A 13,942-nucleotide genomic window follows, 5' to 3' on the forward strand; every position below is an offset into this window, starting at 1 on the left:
TTATTTTTGTTAAGGAGCTATTCCGTGGAGTTTCTTATTTGTGTTGACTTCATGCCGGGCCTTAGCCCGCTCTATCACCAGTATTTTCGTGTTACCGTTAAATACCTTTAGAAAAATTACCTTCTCTTCCATTTCGAGATAAATTCTGTCAATGGATTTGATTCGTTCCTCATCACTCATGCGTATCTTGGAGGCCGTTACGATGGTGATGAGTTCATCCAGATTGCGCAAACTCTGCTTGAAGAGGTAGCTGTATACGTTGTTGAGGTATTTGATTTCTCTTACCGTCAGGTTGGGATCGTTTCGAAATACCTCGTATGCCCGCTTATACTCCTTGACAATCATTTCCTGATACTGAATGATTAGGGGTATTCGTTTATATTGCCGGACTACGGGACTAACCGCGTATAATCCATCCAGAAATGTCCGGTGCAAATTGAAGTTACCTTCCGATATGTCTTTGATGGTGTTGTATCCCTTGGTTAGTATTTTATATCCCTTGTACATGTTATCCAGAATCTCTTCCAGCTGTTTAAGCTTGGTATAGTTCAGAACAAGCTGCTGTATTTCCTGCGCCTGCCCAATTGCCAAACGGATGTTGATCATTGTGATGACAACCACCATAAGTATTTTTATCCTTTTCATAGAACAGGTTGTTTATGGATTATTGATCGTATAGAGCTTCCTTATAGATTGAATTTCATGCTGCTCCCTGGCTCTTTGAAGGCCGAGCATTTTTGTACCGGCTACAAAGTCTTTGGTGAACGCATACTGATCTTGCACGTCAGCATGAACTTTGTCCAAACGCTCAAGCCGTTCATCGTCTTTCATTTCGGCTTCACCTGCGGTGGTAATGAAGGTGAGTTCATCTACTGCATTGTTTCCTTCTGAAAGCATGCCATTATATACTGCCTTCACATAGTTGATATCACCGGTGGTATAGTGACTATCCGAATTGCAATAGTCGATCAGGCGCTTAAATTCATTGATGATGGTTTGCTGGTACATGAGGATTTCATTCACCTTGGGTGATTTCCTGATTAGTGGATTGACTTGTTTTAAAGAATTGAAGTAATCCTTGTCAAGGTTGAACGCACCGTCTTTAATATCACCAATGACGGTCAGGCCTTTGTCTACAATCTTGTATCCCGTCTTCAGATATTCGAGGTAGACTTTGAGGGCTGCGATCTGCTGGATCAGGTATTTACGCTGAGTTTTCTTTTGCCTAAGCCATTCGTTTAAATTTGGCGACTGCGCCAGGACGATGACGCAGCATAGTACCATCCCTATTGTCATTCCGATCTTTTTCATGGCTATTGTCTTATTATCGTTGTCTTTGGTTTTCACTTTATCTCTTTGAGTAAATCATGCAGGCGAAGCATCTCCCCGTGAAGCTCGCCCGCCAAGGTGCTGTAACCTTCCCAGTTCATCTTTGATGTCGGATTTGTCAAAGGATTGGAAACCGCGTGCGATGATCTTCTCCCGGATGGTAGTTAGCTGGCTGAGCGGATGACTGAACCGAAAGCTTATTACAATCAGGTTGCTGATGTGCTGCGGTACGCTTTGAAGGGTTGCACTATTCATTTTTCAGGCCGTATATTTTTTTCACCCGATCGATCTCATTCTGCGTCTTCGCCCTGCTGATACTGAGCTGATAGGTATGCATATTGAATTCCAGCAGATCCATCAGATTCTGTTCAATCCGCTCACCGGTTTGCATGATAATGGCGAGACGCTGCGCATCTGTCATTTTGGTTTTGTATGAATTGATGACCAGCACCAGCTGATCCAGGTTTCGCATGCTTTCATTGAGGATGCCCTTGTAAACACGATACATGTAATCGATCTCCCGTTCGGTAAAATGATTATCCTGTTTCACCAGATTCCATGCGCGATTGTATTCGGTAATAATCCGTTTCTGTTTTTCGATAACCTGTTTGATTCGCTGATAGGCAGCCAGTGTGTTTTTGATTTGCCACAATTCATCATAATAGATTTCATAGATCTTTCGGTGCTTCTCGGTCCACTCGGCAATTTCGGTGAGCTTTAGTTCGGACAATTTATTTTCCAGTACCTTCTGCGCATTCTGAAGCCAGATCGTCTTTGTCTGTAGCCGCTGAATCATCAGGTCAAATGCCTTGATGACTTGGATCACTGCTTTTTTGATGATCGCTACAATCGGAATGACGGCATGCGCGTCTTTCGTTGGCGTGGCGGTAAGGCATACGATCGCGATTATCAGGACAAAGAGTTTTAGTCTGATCCATTGCATAGTCAATCCGGTTAAGCTGCGTTTCCTAAACGAATGTCATTGGCCAGCGCAGCAATTCCTTTACGGATATCACCGCCCCATTTTTTGGTATAGGCCTGCACTTTCATTTTCTCCGACTCCTCAGTGGTGTAAGCCAGGTACTCTTCGAGCGATACCTCAGTGGCATATACTTTCGAAAGCACTCCACCCAGACTAATAAACACTTCCTTGTATCTACGTGAGGGGTCATTGCTTTTGTTGATGGAAAGCACCAACGCTTTCTCTTTGTCGGTAAGTCCCAGCAGTTCCTGTATCTGGTCAAACTTGTTTTGGTACTTGCTTTGGTCCAGCAATATTTTACAATCGGAGTTGTTGATGATGGCTTGTTTCACCACCGGTGAACTGATAATGTCTTCGACTTCCTGCGTCACGACAATGGCTTCGCCATAGAACTTGCGCACGGTCTTGAACAGGTATTTGATGTATTCAGCCATTCCCTCCTTTGCGATCGCCTTCCAGGCTTCTTCAATGAGAATCATTTTCCGGATCCCTTTGAGCTTGCGCATCTTGGAAATAAAGACCTCCATGATGATGATTGTTACCACCGGGAAAAGAATCGGATGGTCTTTGATGTTGTCGAGCTCAAAGACGATAAAGCGTTCCGTGAGCAGATCAAGGTTTTCACTTGCATTCAGGAGGTAATCGAACTCACCTCCCTTGTAGTACGGACGCAGTACGTAAAGGAAGTTTTCAACATCAAAGTCTTTGTCTTTGACCTTGTCGTCCTTGAGGACTTTGACAAATTCATCGCGTACGAATTCATAGTATGTATTGAAACAGGGAAATAGCTTTTTGTTCTTGGCTAGCTTATCGTAATACATCTGAAGGGAAATGGACAGCGCGACATATTCAGAGCGACTAAATGTTTCATCGTCCTTCTTGGCCAGGGCCAGCAGCAACGTTTTAATGCTTTCCTTTTTCTCAGTGTCGAGTATATCGCCTTCTGAAATGTAAAACGGATTGAACCTGATCGGACTTGTTTCCGTGTAGGTGAAATAATAGCCGTTGACCAGATCACAGAGACCTTTGTAGGAATGTCCTACGTCCACCAGTACAATGTGAGTTCCTTGCTCGTAGTAGGATCGCACCATGTGATTGGTGAAGAATGATTTTCCACTTCCGGAGGGACCCAGGATAAACTTGTTCCGGTTGGTGATGATCCCCCTCTTGACCGGCTCATCGGAAATGTCCACGTGAACCGGTTTGCCGGTAAGACGATCCCCCATGCGTATTCCTACCGGACTAATGGAAGAGCGGTAAGAAGTTTCCAGGTTAAGAAAACAAGTAGCTTGCTCAGCAAACGTGTCGAAGGTATCATTCATTGGAAAGTCCGCTTCGTTGCCAGGGATACCTGCCCAGAAAATCTGTGGAGCCCCGTCCATTTCCTGTTTGGCTACGGCATCCATCTGTGCCAATGCCGAAGAGACCTGTGTTTTGAGTTCCTTGAGATCGCTCTTGTTATCGGTCCACACCATGACGTTGAAGTGTGCCTTCACAGGCTGACGCTGTGAACCAATGGCTTCATTTAAAAAGTCACTGGTCGCATCCCGGCTGATGGCATTTTCCCTGGAATAGGTGGAAAGCGATTGGAGGCGAAGACGCTTGGCTTCCAATAGCTTTATGGTCTTCTGCACATCTTCAATAAGAATGTACTGATTGTAGATATGGTTGCAGGAAAGAAGCTGGCCGAGTGGTGAGGCAAAGCCGATGCTGAATTTGGTTTTATCTGAAGAATACTTGTCGAAGTTGATGCGTGATCCGCAAAGACCAGGAAGATCTTCCACATCCGAGAGTGCATAGAGCTGGCAATATTGATCACCGATTTTAAGTCCGTCTTTGAAATGAATATCCTTGATCATGGGGGCTTCGTCTTCTGCCAGTAAAAAGCAGTATCGTTCGAGTAGTCCTGCACTTCGCGCGGTTCCGGCAAGCTGATCGTTATCAATCCGATTCAGCTTTACAAAGCCGCTGTCGGAAAGAATGCGTTCGAACTGACCGGCACAGTCCAGGAACTCCTGTGTGCGCAATGGATTGATGGTCTCTTGTGGCACAATGCTGCTTCGAAGAAGATTTGAAAACATGGAGCTCGACTGTTTCCGGTCCATTGCTTTCTGTGTAAGCATAATGTAGCATTTGTGTTGCAGGAATGGGCGTTCGTTAAAAAAACGTTCGCTAGAACGGGACAGAAAAGAGAGATCGGTATTTTCAAAATCCGCTTTGTGTTTTTGAGAAAAGAACCAATCCTGCTTATGGAAAACTGCGTTCTTTGGAAGAACCTTAATGGCCTTAATCCACACCTGGTGAAAGGCTTCATAGTCCTGGTTAGAGAGTGTGAATATTTCCGGCAGGAATGCTTCGTAGGCAAGCGTGATGTCTCCCTGTTTGGAGAGAATGCAGTCGTGTTCTACTTTATAGATGGGAAATGTTTTGAGCAATGGAATACTTTGTGACATGGTGTTACATTTTTTTGAGTTGGATAAAAAGAGTCCGGGTGTTCCCAACCAGACTGTCGGGGATGTTTCTGCGGGCAAGCCGTTTTAAAAGGCCGTGTTGCCCGTAGCTGTCGCTGAGTTTATAGATGCCAATGAAAAGCAGTGTTCCGAGAAGGGCAATGATTCCCAGACAGACAAACATGTTTACTCCAGCGATGTAGAGTACCGCGAACACCACCAGTAGCAGCACTATGCCTGCACCGAGGTATCCAATGTATTGGGCTTTCAAGCCTTTGAATTCAATAGGCTTGTTGATGCCTTTGTTGATTTTGTATACACTATTCATAGTTGCTCGTGATTAAATTCCTCTTCCTTTTCTGCGATTCCTGAGAGGCTTATCGTCCGGGATATCCGTTTTCTTTTCTGGATTCGCGCGATGGCGATTTGCGCTTTCATAAAGTTCATCGTCACCTTTTTCAAGTTTTCGATCCCACATCTTTTCGAGGATGTCGATCTCACGTTCAAGCTGATCTTCGGAGCGATCGTCTTTGGTCGGTTTGTTGTGTTTGGATTTCATAATCGCCATTGCTTACACTCCGAAGAAAGACTTCAGCACGGTAGCAACGACCACCAGGAATATGCAACTGCCAAACCACGCGGCTGCAACGCGGCCCGTGTCGGGATCGCCACCATTCCATTTCTGATATACTTTCACAGCACCGATGAGACCGAGTACTGCACCGATGGCATACATGAGATTAGTTCCCGTGTCGAAGTAACTTCGAACGCGCATGTTGGCTTCGTTAATACCCGCGTTGCCATCCTGTGCATAGGCTTGCAGGTAAGTGAGCGAATAGACTGTGAGTGCCACAAAGAAGGCCTTGCCTTTCCTGAAGATGATTTGTGTTTTAGTTTTTGATAGCATAAAAGTTTTGATTTGAATGATTATTTGTTTGCGGATTGCGAGGTGAGATTCCACCAACTCATTACTTCATCGGAGGAGAGCTCAAAGGCGAATTGCTCTTTGGAAGCATCGCAGATGTAGAAGCTGATCGCCAATGGATAGGAGGTATTTTGCAGATGGGGGTAGCGGATAAACAATGCATTGAACAATGCTTCGCTTTCCGACTTACCCGTCCCATATTCTGCAATGAGTTGAATGAGCGTTTTGATTTCCTCCAGCAGGTCAGCTACTGTTCCGATCAAGAGCTGGTCTTTCTCTCCGCTATGAATTGTTTCTGGTTCTTCATCCTTGCCGGATGTGATGATATCTTCTGACGAGATTTCTGAGGAACGGATTGCATACGACTCAGGCAAAGCCTGCGCAACACCCATGAGATTTTCGATGGGTTCTTTTAGTTCGGGTTCAGCTGAAGGGGATGGGATAGAAGGGTGAGACAAAGATTTTACCCAATCGGCAATTTCTTTGCGATACAGCATGAGTGAAGTGATCGAGTAGTAACCCGCAACAAGAAGTGTTGTGAGGGTAAGGAATGATTGCCAGGAGATAAAGTTGAACATATGCCTTCGCGTTTGATTCGAAGGCGAAAATCAGTCAGTTTAAAAAGTACTATGCACAACTTGCAGCAAGTTGCGTGCGATTTATTTTTCTGAGGCTGTAGGGATCAATATTTGTTCCTCTCAATAGCGAGCGCCAAAAGGAAGCAGATACTATGAAATTCTTCCCTTGCGCAGTAAGCATTGATTTAATTTGATTCGGTTATGTTCCATGTGGAAGCAAGCCCGCTTGAAGAAATGGATCGAGTCGAAAGATTTTACGATGCCTTTGGCATTGTACGGGATTGCTATAGTTCTACCTGTTTGAGATACTGTTCAAACATTCTGATTTGTTTTGCCTCGCCATTGTTAAAATGGGCTTTAAAGCCCAGAAATCTCGTCAATATTTCTATTTATTATTAGAAATAACAATTTTCAGAAATATTATTGATATCAATGTCTTCCTTCCCGCCATCTATTTTCCCTCCATCTCACTCATTCGTTGCATGAGCCGGCCTTTCAGTTGATCCAGAAAAGCGGTCTGGCCGGTCTTACGCATTCGAATCCCCAGGAATGTCCTGTAGTAATTGCCAAGATTGACATTAAATAACGCTTCCATCGTTTCCACAATCCTTCGGACATCAGACGTTGAATTATTGAACGCACCGACTTCGTGAAGGGCATAAATCAATTCAACCAAGTCCGTTTTAGGAGCAGTCCATGTAAGGGATGACTGGGCGGAAGTCGAGTTGTCCTTCTGAAGTGTCCTGATACAATCCTGCACATAGGACTTGATCATTTCATTTGCTAGTATCTTTGAGAGCTTTATGTCAAATCCGGTAGCAAATTGCTGGTCATGGTTGATTGCCAAAACCGTGGGCACGGCACTTCTTTTAAAGTATGCATTGTCCAAGTATGAATTTCCTGATATACAATACTCATAGAAGTCCCGGTTGCTCAGGATATATGTCTGCATTTTTCTTAGTGTTTTGTTATAGTTCTCCAGCCGACTCTTTCGGTCGCGAAAGGCATCAAAGACCTGAATCGCAAATTTTCGTTTGTAGTAATAATACTGGCTGAGTAGCACGGGTTTCGTATTCTTGAAAAAATGAATTTCCTCAACAGCACCCTGAAAGGTGTATGTAAGCGTAAACGTTTTTAGTTCATGCAACAATTGATGCACGAAAGAAAGCACCTTGCCTGTTTGAGTCAGATCGGTCGTACTTTCCGTGGATTCGAATTCTGTCAGCCTGTTCTGTAGTCCTTCAGCGAATGTTGTAATATCCATACAATAACATGTTATAGGTTTATGCTGCTTCTGGTAGTCGATCTTCAATGATGAGTTTGATATCCTCTTTGATGTTGAGATATACATTTTGGATTTCCTGGGGAGTAACCTTCCGTACCTCTGGGATCGGCAGATAGGCTTCTTCTTCCTTCCGGATGGCCCGGTGATCATTGAGGATTTCGGAATGAAACACTTTGAGCTCGATCTTCTGGTCGGGATTGTCGGCCACCATGCCTACAAATTCCCCTGATGAAAGGGAAGCAATCTTGGAAGGTGGGATGGCCGAATCCATTTGCGTAGAGCGGCTGACGGAAGTGTCCATTCGATTGATAGAGACGCTTTCGCGTTCCTGAACAATTTTCCCAAAACGTTCTGATAGCGATTTTGCTGTGTCACCTACCACCTGGCCGCTGATGACATTGCCTACGATATTCATGATGACCTCCGCCTGTTCGCGCCCGTAATCTTTCTTCAATTGAGAATAGTCCTGTACAGCCAGTGTTACTGCCACCTTATTGGCACGCGCTGTCGCGATAAGCGTGTCGATGGAACCCCAATAGGCTGTTGGGAACTCATCCCCAATGATGCTGCATTTCAGTTTGTCCTTTTTGTTGACCAGCTTGATGAGACGAGATATGTAGAGCGAAAGGACGGCTCCGAAGATTTGTTGCTTCTGCGGATTATTCCCCATGCAAACAATTTTCGGTTCATTCGGATTATTAATGTCGAGGGTGAAATCGTTCCCGGAAAGCACATAATAAAGCTGAGGTGAAGAGAGACGCGCCATACCAATTTTTGCAGATGCAATCTGGCCTTCGAGTTGTTCCCAAGCTTCATGTCGGTAAGCCGATTCAAAGGGGTTGATGAGCACATCGATTTCCGGTTCGGTACGGAGGAGCGGGAACAGTGTCCGGTACTCCAGTTGCATCAACTCAATCACGTGGGGCAAGGTGCAGTAAATACCGTCTTTGTACTTTCGCAGAAACCAAATAGCAGCGGTTACAAAATTGATAGGTGACTCTACAAAGAAGTCGCCCTGCTTCTTTATCCAATCTTTGTTAAGCCCCAACATGATTGTCCGCGAGGATTCACTTGCATCGGTGATGTCTTCCATGGTAGCCGGATCGAGCGGATTGCATCGGTGATAGATCTTATCAAAGGCGATGACATAGAATTTCGGTTTTATCTTGTAGCGGCTGGCATACTTCACCAGCGTGTTATAGGCGATGATGGATAAATCGCTGAATTTGAAATCATAGATGAACATGCAAAAGCCTTTCTTTATCGTCTGGGTAATGACGTGCCGGATGACGAAGTAGGATTTACCTGCGCCAGGTGTGCCAATGACCAGCAATGCACGAAAAGGATTGATGAAATTAATCCAGCTTTTTCGAATCACTCCTTTGAGTTTATACTGTGCCGGAAGATTCACCGAGTATTCATTTTCAATCAATCGTTCCTCCTGGGGGAAAGACTCATTCAGAGAGTTGAAAATGTCATTACGAAGCTGGAGTTTGATCAACCGCGATAACCACGTTCCTCCGGTGAGGATCATGATATACCCTGAGGTCATTATGAGTATATAGACTGCGGTCATGATCAGTCGTGACAGGTGGAAATACCAGATGAGATGCGATAGCAGGAATAGCAATACGCCAGTCACCATCAGGATAGCAGAGTACCTCAAGCTTATCTTTTCTTCCTTTTTACCTTTTGCCCCTATCAGGGAGGTAAAGAGAAACAGTAGTGAAAGCAGCTTGGAATTCCAGATCGAATTGAACAATCCCGTTCTGGAAACATTGGTCATGATACGATCTGTGAATTCCTGAGTATAGCCCCACTTATAAAGTGCAGGGTGGCAGTAATGATAGAAATGCATGCAAAGAATAACCATACTGCATATCCTTGTCATATCGATGATCTTGCGTAGTGCCTGTTCGTTTTCTCCAGTTGACATAATTCACATTGTTTTAGAGGCGAAGACCTTTTCTTCTTTTTTTTCTTCTTCCTAACCGTAATGCGGCATCTGGATTTGCGGATAGGGTGTGCTCCGATTGGATGAGCTGCTGTAACAAAGAATCACCGGATGAGGTGGATGTATGATCATCTGTGATTGGATCGACTCGTGAGAATCCCGGACGGAAAGGTTTTACCGCATCTTCGTTCATGGTGAGTCTCTCCATAATAGCGCTGGCGCTATAGGCTTTCCCCAAATCACTACCATTAAACACGGTCCTGTTTGTATTATCGATGAAGGTGATTCCATACGTGCGTCCTTGTGGGTTCGTTCGGAGGATGGTATGCACATTGTTCTTTAGCAATACTTTTATCAGTTTCTCACGCGTTGAAATCGAATTATCACGCAGAGCCTTGTCAATAAGTACCTTTAGCTTTTCGTTTTGCGGCTGACGAAGGACTTCATTGAGTTTGAATTGCTTTTCCAGGTAACTCAGCATGGGCTTACCCCAAATGGAGCTTGCTTTTATAGGGATGCCTACCCGTTCGCCCTTTTCATTCACCATGGAGTAGAGAAGTCCTTTCTTTTCAAACATCTTTGATTGCTCATTGCCGCGGTCTGCGACAACATTGAACTGCCTGAGGACGGCATTCAATTCCGGCAGGGAGGTGTACTTGTAGGATCGTGTCACCGCGTTTACCACATTTGAAATCGCCTTCTTGGTTAGGGACTTGCCGTAAATCGCTTTTTCGATATTCACCGGTTGAATGACAACATCGTTACTCTTGTTCTGCTTTTCGGCAACAACCAGGTTAAATTCCTTTTCGATTTCCTTTCTCGCTTTTTCGGATTCGTTTTTTCCCAGATAGTGAATCGGGATTCTCTTACCATCCTTTTTTATGATGGTGGTCACGATATGGACGTGCTGGTGCGCTGCATCCTTGTGTTCGTATACTAGATAAGGCTGATCGCCAAAACCGATTCTGTTCATGTACGTGGTGGCTATTGCATTGAGCTCACTAACCTTTAATCTTTCGGTCGCGTCAAAATTGAGCGAGATATGAAGCGTGTTGGTTTTGGTACGCTTGTTCCGGTTATTGAGATCGGTGAACCGGTTGAGCTTATCATAGAACGTAAGCTTACCGACTTCGTCTTTAAACAGGTTGCCCATAATGCATTCCGCCTTCCCTTCGAGGACCTTGTGCTCGTTGTAATTAAGGGCACCTTGTATGTCTTTTCCACTAATCACTTTGGCGACCATTATTAAGTTGATTGATCAGTACAGTTAGCTTTTCTACCACACTTTTCACCTTGTTGTACTCGTCCAGTACCTTCAGCGCTTCAAATATTTTTTGCGCGGGGATGGTGGTGCTGTTGAAATAGCGTGTGACCTGGTTAATATTGGTGCCAATGGCATTCAACTCTTTTCTGATTGCTGTCATTTCGACCGATAGCGTTTCTTTCGATTCGTCTTTGTGATACCATATAATTTCCTCTTTGTACAGGATCAGGCGAGCTAACTCTCCAAGTGAGTTGCTATTGCTTTTTGAAAGCCATCCTTCCATTTTCTTAAGAAAAGGGTCAGACACTCTTATGGTGATTTTGTGAATGAGCTTTTCATCAGCTTCAACTTTTTTGCGCGTCATGATTTAATATTTAAAGTGGACACAGAAGCCGAGTTCCGAGGCTTCGATCCCCGAAGCGCGAATGCGGTGAGGGGCAAGAGAACAAATGCGCCAGCATTTGTACATCTTGCTGATGCCGAAAAGACGGCATCGAGTATAAGCAGGAGGGTTGTTGCTTTGGGTGTCATATCCTTAGATTTTTCGCCAGGGATTGTTCTTTCGGGAAGGGAAATCCCGATTACTTTTATTGTCCCGGAGCACTTTTTCAATTTCGTCTCGGTCGTAAAGAATAACTCCACCGATTTTAGTAAAAGGCAAGATCCCTTTGATTCGGAGGTGCTGCAGCGTGCCTTGGGAGATGGAAAGCATCTTCAGAATTTCTTGAGTCTTCAGCCACTTACGAGTGGGAGGGCTCTGACTTTCTGACACCATTTTTCTGACTTCCCGAAGCAGGTCCCGCTTGAAATTCTCCAGTTTTTCCTGTGTTATTTCTGTTGTTGTCATATAGCGTTACGATTAGCGATCCAGTACAAAGAACTCAGTTGGGGACTTCGCAAACCAGATACAAAGGGTACGGTACCCCCCTAAATGATTCAGGATCAGGATAAAAAAACATTTTTCCATAAACTGAAAATGATTGCGGAAAATTTTCAGGCCAATAGGGGTAGGGGTTGAGAGCCTATAAGCGAGAAGGTAAAAAGAGGTGGTCATACGTTTCTTAATGTCTCTAGACTGGTGAATATTTTATCATGGACACAGAAAGGCTCTTTGAATTATTAAACCGGATTTACCCTGTTTCCGAGGAATTCAGGAATGCCATTGAAAGGGAGCTTATTCAGCTTTCTTTTCCTAAGAATCATGTACTGCTAGAACCACCCAATGTTGCGGGTCATTCCTATTTTATCAATTCCGGATTTGCCATATCCTATACCTATTTTGAAGGAAAGAAAGACATTACATGGCTTTGGCCTGCTGGTGGAATCATGGTAGCGGGAAAGAGTCTTTTTGAACAAGTCGCCTCCAGAGAATTTATTCAGCTGGTTGAACCAAGTGAGCTTTTGTGCATGAGTTATCACAGCCTCCTAAAGTTGTTTGAGGCCTATCCGGAGACTAATATTTTGTATAGGGCCGTGCTTCACCAATACTTTGAGCAGAGTCAGGCACGCATTGAGGACATGAAAAATTTAAGTGCTATCCAGAACTATCGTAAACTGATTAATGGATTTCCAGGCATCGAACAAGTCCTTTCGCAAGAGCAGATATCCTCCTACTTAGGAATTGCTCCACAATCTCTTAGTCGAATGAAAAAGCGAAATGAGCGGTCTTAACATTTGTTAAGCGAAAGTCTGAACCTAGGGTATAAGAAGTCTGAACCCTGGATAACGAATTTATTGTCGAGACTCCTCTAATTTCGTAGTGTAAAAACAGTTATCCTGTGAAAAGAGATAAAATATTAAACCTGAGCTCATTTTTGTTGGCGTCACTCTTCTCCTATGCGGCGGGGAGTAAATTGTTAGACGTCCAAAAATTTCAGGTGGAGCTAGGGCAGTCGGAAATGCTGAACTTTATAGCGGTCCCGGTTTCATTCATCATCCCTGTAGTGGAAATACTGCTGGCGATTCTTGTTTTTGTTCCTGGGTACCGGCTAGTGGGAATGTACGCGTCCTTCAGCCTAATGATAGTCTTCACCACCTATATCATCATTATTATGAACTACAGCTATTACATTCCCTGCTCGTGTGGTGGTGTACTAGCAAAGCTTGGATGGCGGGAACATTTGTTTTTTAACGGTGCATTTATTTTGGTTGCACTGGCAGGGATTCTAAGTCACCATGACATAGACAAAAAAGATCTGATTTGTAAACCGCGCCAACTATGAAACGCGCGAATGTACCGACCTCCGTTGAAATGCGCGGGACAATTGAAAATTCTTTTATTGGAGACTATAGGATTATTTCTGTTATGAAGGCTAGTCCGTTAGGAAGGGTGATGATGGCTATATACTTCAGGAATTTCTGGTTCAGAACCTGTGTATTAAAAGAAGCTATTATACTTGATATGAGTTTGGCGAGTAGAACCAGACGAGAGCGGCTTTCCTGGCAGTTTGAACTGCACAAGCGACTCGCTGGTGAGTTGCCGGTAGCCAGTCCTATTGGCATGTTTGAGTCAGAAGATGCCGCCTACCTTGTGTTAGACTACGTCAAAGGTGAAATTTTGCAGGACGCAATAGATCGAGTTTTTATTGAACATTCCTTTTCGGCCCTTTCAAAAGAGAGAAGGAGTTGCATAATCAGCTGGCTTTTGGAGATTGTTCAGATAATCGAAAAAATGCATGCCCTCGGATATATACACAGGGATATATCCGCTTCGAATTTTATTGTCTCCAAATCTGGGCAATTGTATTTATTGGATATGGAGATGGCTTTTGACTTTGCAGGCCAAGGGAGGTCACGTCCGTTGTTCCAAGGGTCGACCCCAGGATATTCTTCGCCGCAGCAGCTGCGTGGCTCCAGGCCAATTGTCCAAGATGATATCTACGCAATAGGGGCATTAATCCTGAACGGATTAGCCCATATGCATCCAAGGACAGCGAACCTGAAGGACCGCGGGAAATTGATTGCATTGCTACAGAAATCCATTGGTCATGCAGAAATTGTCAAGCTCATTGTGGAATGCCTGGACCCAACTCCTAGCCGAAGACCGGAATTAAGCAATATCAAGCAAGCGTTGAGTTCCTTTAAGTTCCTGGTTTAGCATGGAGTAGACCATCCAAAGAAAAGCTTGGGCTATAAGATTTTACTAGTAAAGCAGGAGATCGCCGAAAACCTGGGA

At 44.3% G+C, this 13,942-nt stretch carries 17 protein-coding genes; 3 read left to right on the plus strand and 14 right to left on the minus strand.

From position 1 onward, the window contains the following. Positions 1-9: 9 nt before the first annotated feature. The 14 genes from D4L85_RS16140 to D4L85_RS16200 all read right to left on the minus strand — a co-directional run bounded on the left by D4L85_RS16140 (position 10) and on the right by D4L85_RS16200 (position 11,614). Positions 10-645 carry a TerB family tellurite resistance protein gene (locus tag D4L85_RS16140; RefSeq protein ID WP_119755261.1) on the minus strand — a complete coding sequence of 212 codons (636 nt, stop codon included), beginning with the start codon at positions 643-645 and terminating at the stop codon, positions 10-12. 12 nt (positions 646-657) lie between these two features. Then, positions 658-1,311: a hypothetical protein gene (locus tag D4L85_RS16145; RefSeq protein WP_160143772.1), complete on the minus strand. Its 654-nt coding sequence runs from the start codon at positions 1,309-1,311 to the stop codon at positions 658-660. Between the two features lie 54 nt (positions 1,312-1,365). Next, positions 1,366-1,584 carry a hypothetical protein gene (locus D4L85_RS34440; RefSeq protein WP_160143773.1) on the minus strand — a complete coding sequence of 73 codons (219 nt, stop codon included), beginning with the start codon at positions 1,582-1,584 and terminating at the stop codon, positions 1,366-1,368. After that, entirely contained in the window at positions 1,577-2,272 is a 696-nt protein-coding gene (locus D4L85_RS16150; protein ID WP_119755263.1) for a conjugal transfer protein TraI, read from the minus strand. The genes D4L85_RS34440 and D4L85_RS16150 overlap by 8 nt, the downstream gene beginning before the upstream one ends. Before the next feature lie 11 nt (positions 2,273-2,283). Beyond that, the gene (locus D4L85_RS16155; RefSeq protein ID WP_119755264.1) at positions 2,284-4,764 is read right to left on the minus strand and encodes a TraG family conjugative transposon ATPase; all 2,481 of its coding nucleotides are present in this window, start codon (positions 4,762-4,764) and stop codon (positions 2,284-2,286) included. Between the two features lie 4 nt (positions 4,765-4,768). Next, the gene (locus tag D4L85_RS16160) at positions 4,769-5,089 is read right to left on the minus strand and encodes a DUF4133 domain-containing protein (protein WP_119755265.1); all 321 of its coding nucleotides are present in this window, start codon (positions 5,087-5,089) and stop codon (positions 4,769-4,771) included. Between the two features lie 12 nt (positions 5,090-5,101). Continuing rightward, entirely contained in the window at positions 5,102-5,320 is a 219-nt protein-coding gene (locus D4L85_RS16165; RefSeq protein WP_119755266.1) for a hypothetical protein, read from the minus strand. Positions 5,321-5,332: 12 nt separating this feature from the next. After that, entirely contained in the window at positions 5,333-5,668 is a 336-nt protein-coding gene (locus tag D4L85_RS16170; RefSeq protein ID WP_119755267.1) for a DUF4134 domain-containing protein, read from the minus strand. A gap of 20 nt (positions 5,669-5,688) precedes the next feature. After that, positions 5,689-6,264 carry a hypothetical protein gene (locus D4L85_RS16175; protein ID WP_119755268.1) on the minus strand — a complete coding sequence of 192 codons (576 nt, stop codon included), beginning with the start codon at positions 6,262-6,264 and terminating at the stop codon, positions 5,689-5,691. A gap of 451 nt (positions 6,265-6,715) precedes the next feature. Further along, a complete protein-coding gene (locus tag D4L85_RS16180; protein WP_160143774.1) occupies positions 6,716-7,528 on the minus strand; it encodes an RteC domain-containing protein in 813 nt (270 codons plus the stop codon). A 19-nt stretch (positions 7,529-7,547) separates the two neighbouring features. Beyond that, entirely contained in the window at positions 7,548-9,485 is a 1,938-nt protein-coding gene (gene mobC, locus D4L85_RS16185; protein WP_119755270.1) for a conjugal transfer protein MobC, read from the minus strand. A gap of 13 nt (positions 9,486-9,498) precedes the next feature. Continuing rightward, entirely contained in the window at positions 9,499-10,746 is a 1,248-nt protein-coding gene (locus tag D4L85_RS16190; protein ID WP_119755271.1) for a relaxase/mobilization nuclease domain-containing protein, read from the minus strand. Beyond that, the gene (gene mobC, locus D4L85_RS16195; RefSeq protein WP_119755272.1) at positions 10,727-11,131 is read right to left on the minus strand and encodes a plasmid mobilization relaxosome protein MobC; all 405 of its coding nucleotides are present in this window, start codon (positions 11,129-11,131) and stop codon (positions 10,727-10,729) included. Before mobC (D4L85_RS16195) ends, D4L85_RS16190 begins: the two co-directional genes overlap by 20 nt. A gap of 171 nt (positions 11,132-11,302) precedes the next feature. After that, complete coding sequence (locus D4L85_RS16200; RefSeq protein WP_119755273.1) at positions 11,303-11,614, minus strand: helix-turn-helix domain-containing protein; 312 nt, start codon at positions 11,612-11,614, stop codon at positions 11,303-11,305. Positions 11,615-11,859: 245 nt separating this feature from the next. Here D4L85_RS16200 and D4L85_RS16205 point away from each other — a divergent pair, with 245 nt between their 5' ends. The 3 genes from D4L85_RS16205 to D4L85_RS16215 all read left to right on the plus strand — a co-directional run bounded on the left by D4L85_RS16205 (position 11,860) and on the right by D4L85_RS16215 (position 13,864). Beyond that, positions 11,860-12,438, plus strand: coding sequence for a Crp/Fnr family transcriptional regulator (locus D4L85_RS16205; RefSeq protein WP_119755274.1), 579 nt, complete (start codon positions 11,860-11,862; stop codon positions 12,436-12,438). A 107-nt stretch (positions 12,439-12,545) separates the two neighbouring features. After that, a complete protein-coding gene (locus tag D4L85_RS16210) occupies positions 12,546-12,989 on the plus strand; it encodes a MauE/DoxX family redox-associated membrane protein (protein ID WP_119755275.1) in 444 nt (147 codons plus the stop codon). After that, positions 12,986-13,864: a serine/threonine protein kinase gene (locus D4L85_RS16215; protein ID WP_119755276.1), complete on the plus strand. Its 879-nt coding sequence runs from the start codon at positions 12,986-12,988 to the stop codon at positions 13,862-13,864. The genes D4L85_RS16210 and D4L85_RS16215 overlap by 4 nt, the downstream gene beginning before the upstream one ends. Positions 13,865-13,942: the final 78 nt, after the last annotated feature.

It is taken from the genome of Chryseolinea soli (assembly GCF_003589925.1).
In the GTDB taxonomy this organism is placed as follows: domain Bacteria; phylum Bacteroidota; class Bacteroidia; order Cytophagales; family Cyclobacteriaceae; genus Chryseolinea; species Chryseolinea soli.

What these genes read in the sequence shown, in the direction of transcription:
- D4L85_RS16140 (WP_119755261.1), bottom strand. Translation starts at nt 645, where the DNA reads ATGAAAAGGATAAAAATACTTATGGTGGTTGTCATCACAATGATCAAC.
- D4L85_RS16145 (WP_160143772.1), bottom strand. Translation starts at nt 1,311, where the DNA reads ATGAAAAAGATCGGAATGACAATAGGGATGGTACTATGCTGCGTCATC.
- D4L85_RS34440 (WP_160143773.1), bottom strand. Translation starts at nt 1,584, where the DNA reads ATGAATAGTGCAACCCTTCAAAGCGTACCGCAGCACATCAGCAACCTG.
- D4L85_RS16150 (WP_119755263.1), bottom strand. Translation starts at nt 2,272, where the DNA reads ATGCAATGGATCAGACTAAAACTCTTTGTCCTGATAATCGCGATCGTA.
- D4L85_RS16155 (WP_119755264.1), bottom strand. Translation starts at nt 4,764, where the DNA reads ATGTCACAAAGTATTCCATTGCTCAAAACATTTCCCATCTATAAAGTA.
- D4L85_RS16160 (WP_119755265.1), bottom strand. Translation starts at nt 5,089, where the DNA reads ATGAATAGTGTATACAAAATCAACAAAGGCATCAACAAGCCTATTGAA.
- D4L85_RS16165 (WP_119755266.1), bottom strand. Translation starts at nt 5,320, where the DNA reads ATGAAATCCAAACACAACAAACCGACCAAAGACGATCGCTCCGAAGAT.
- D4L85_RS16170 (WP_119755267.1), bottom strand. Translation starts at nt 5,668, where the DNA reads ATGCTATCAAAAACTAAAACACAAATCATCTTCAGGAAAGGCAAGGCC.
- D4L85_RS16175 (WP_119755268.1), bottom strand. Translation starts at nt 6,264, where the DNA reads ATGTTCAACTTTATCTCCTGGCAATCATTCCTTACCCTCACAACACTT.
- D4L85_RS16180 (WP_160143774.1), bottom strand. Translation starts at nt 7,528, where the DNA reads ATGGATATTACAACATTCGCTGAAGGACTACAGAACAGGCTGACAGAA.
- mobC (WP_119755270.1), bottom strand. Translation starts at nt 9,485, where the DNA reads ATGTCAACTGGAGAAAACGAACAGGCACTACGCAAGATCATCGATATG.
- D4L85_RS16190 (WP_119755271.1), bottom strand. Translation starts at nt 10,746, where the DNA reads ATGGTCGCCAAAGTGATTAGTGGAAAAGACATACAAGGTGCCCTTAAT.
- mobC (WP_119755272.1), bottom strand. Translation starts at nt 11,131, where the DNA reads ATGACGCGCAAAAAAGTTGAAGCTGATGAAAAGCTCATTCACAAAATC.
- D4L85_RS16200 (WP_119755273.1), bottom strand. Translation starts at nt 11,614, where the DNA reads ATGACAACAACAGAAATAACACAGGAAAAACTGGAGAATTTCAAGCGG.
- D4L85_RS16205 (WP_119755274.1), top strand. Translation starts at nt 11,860, where the DNA reads ATGGACACAGAAAGGCTCTTTGAATTATTAAACCGGATTTACCCTGTT.
- D4L85_RS16215 (WP_119755276.1), top strand. Translation starts at nt 12,986, where the DNA reads ATGAAACGCGCGAATGTACCGACCTCCGTTGAAATGCGCGGGACAATT.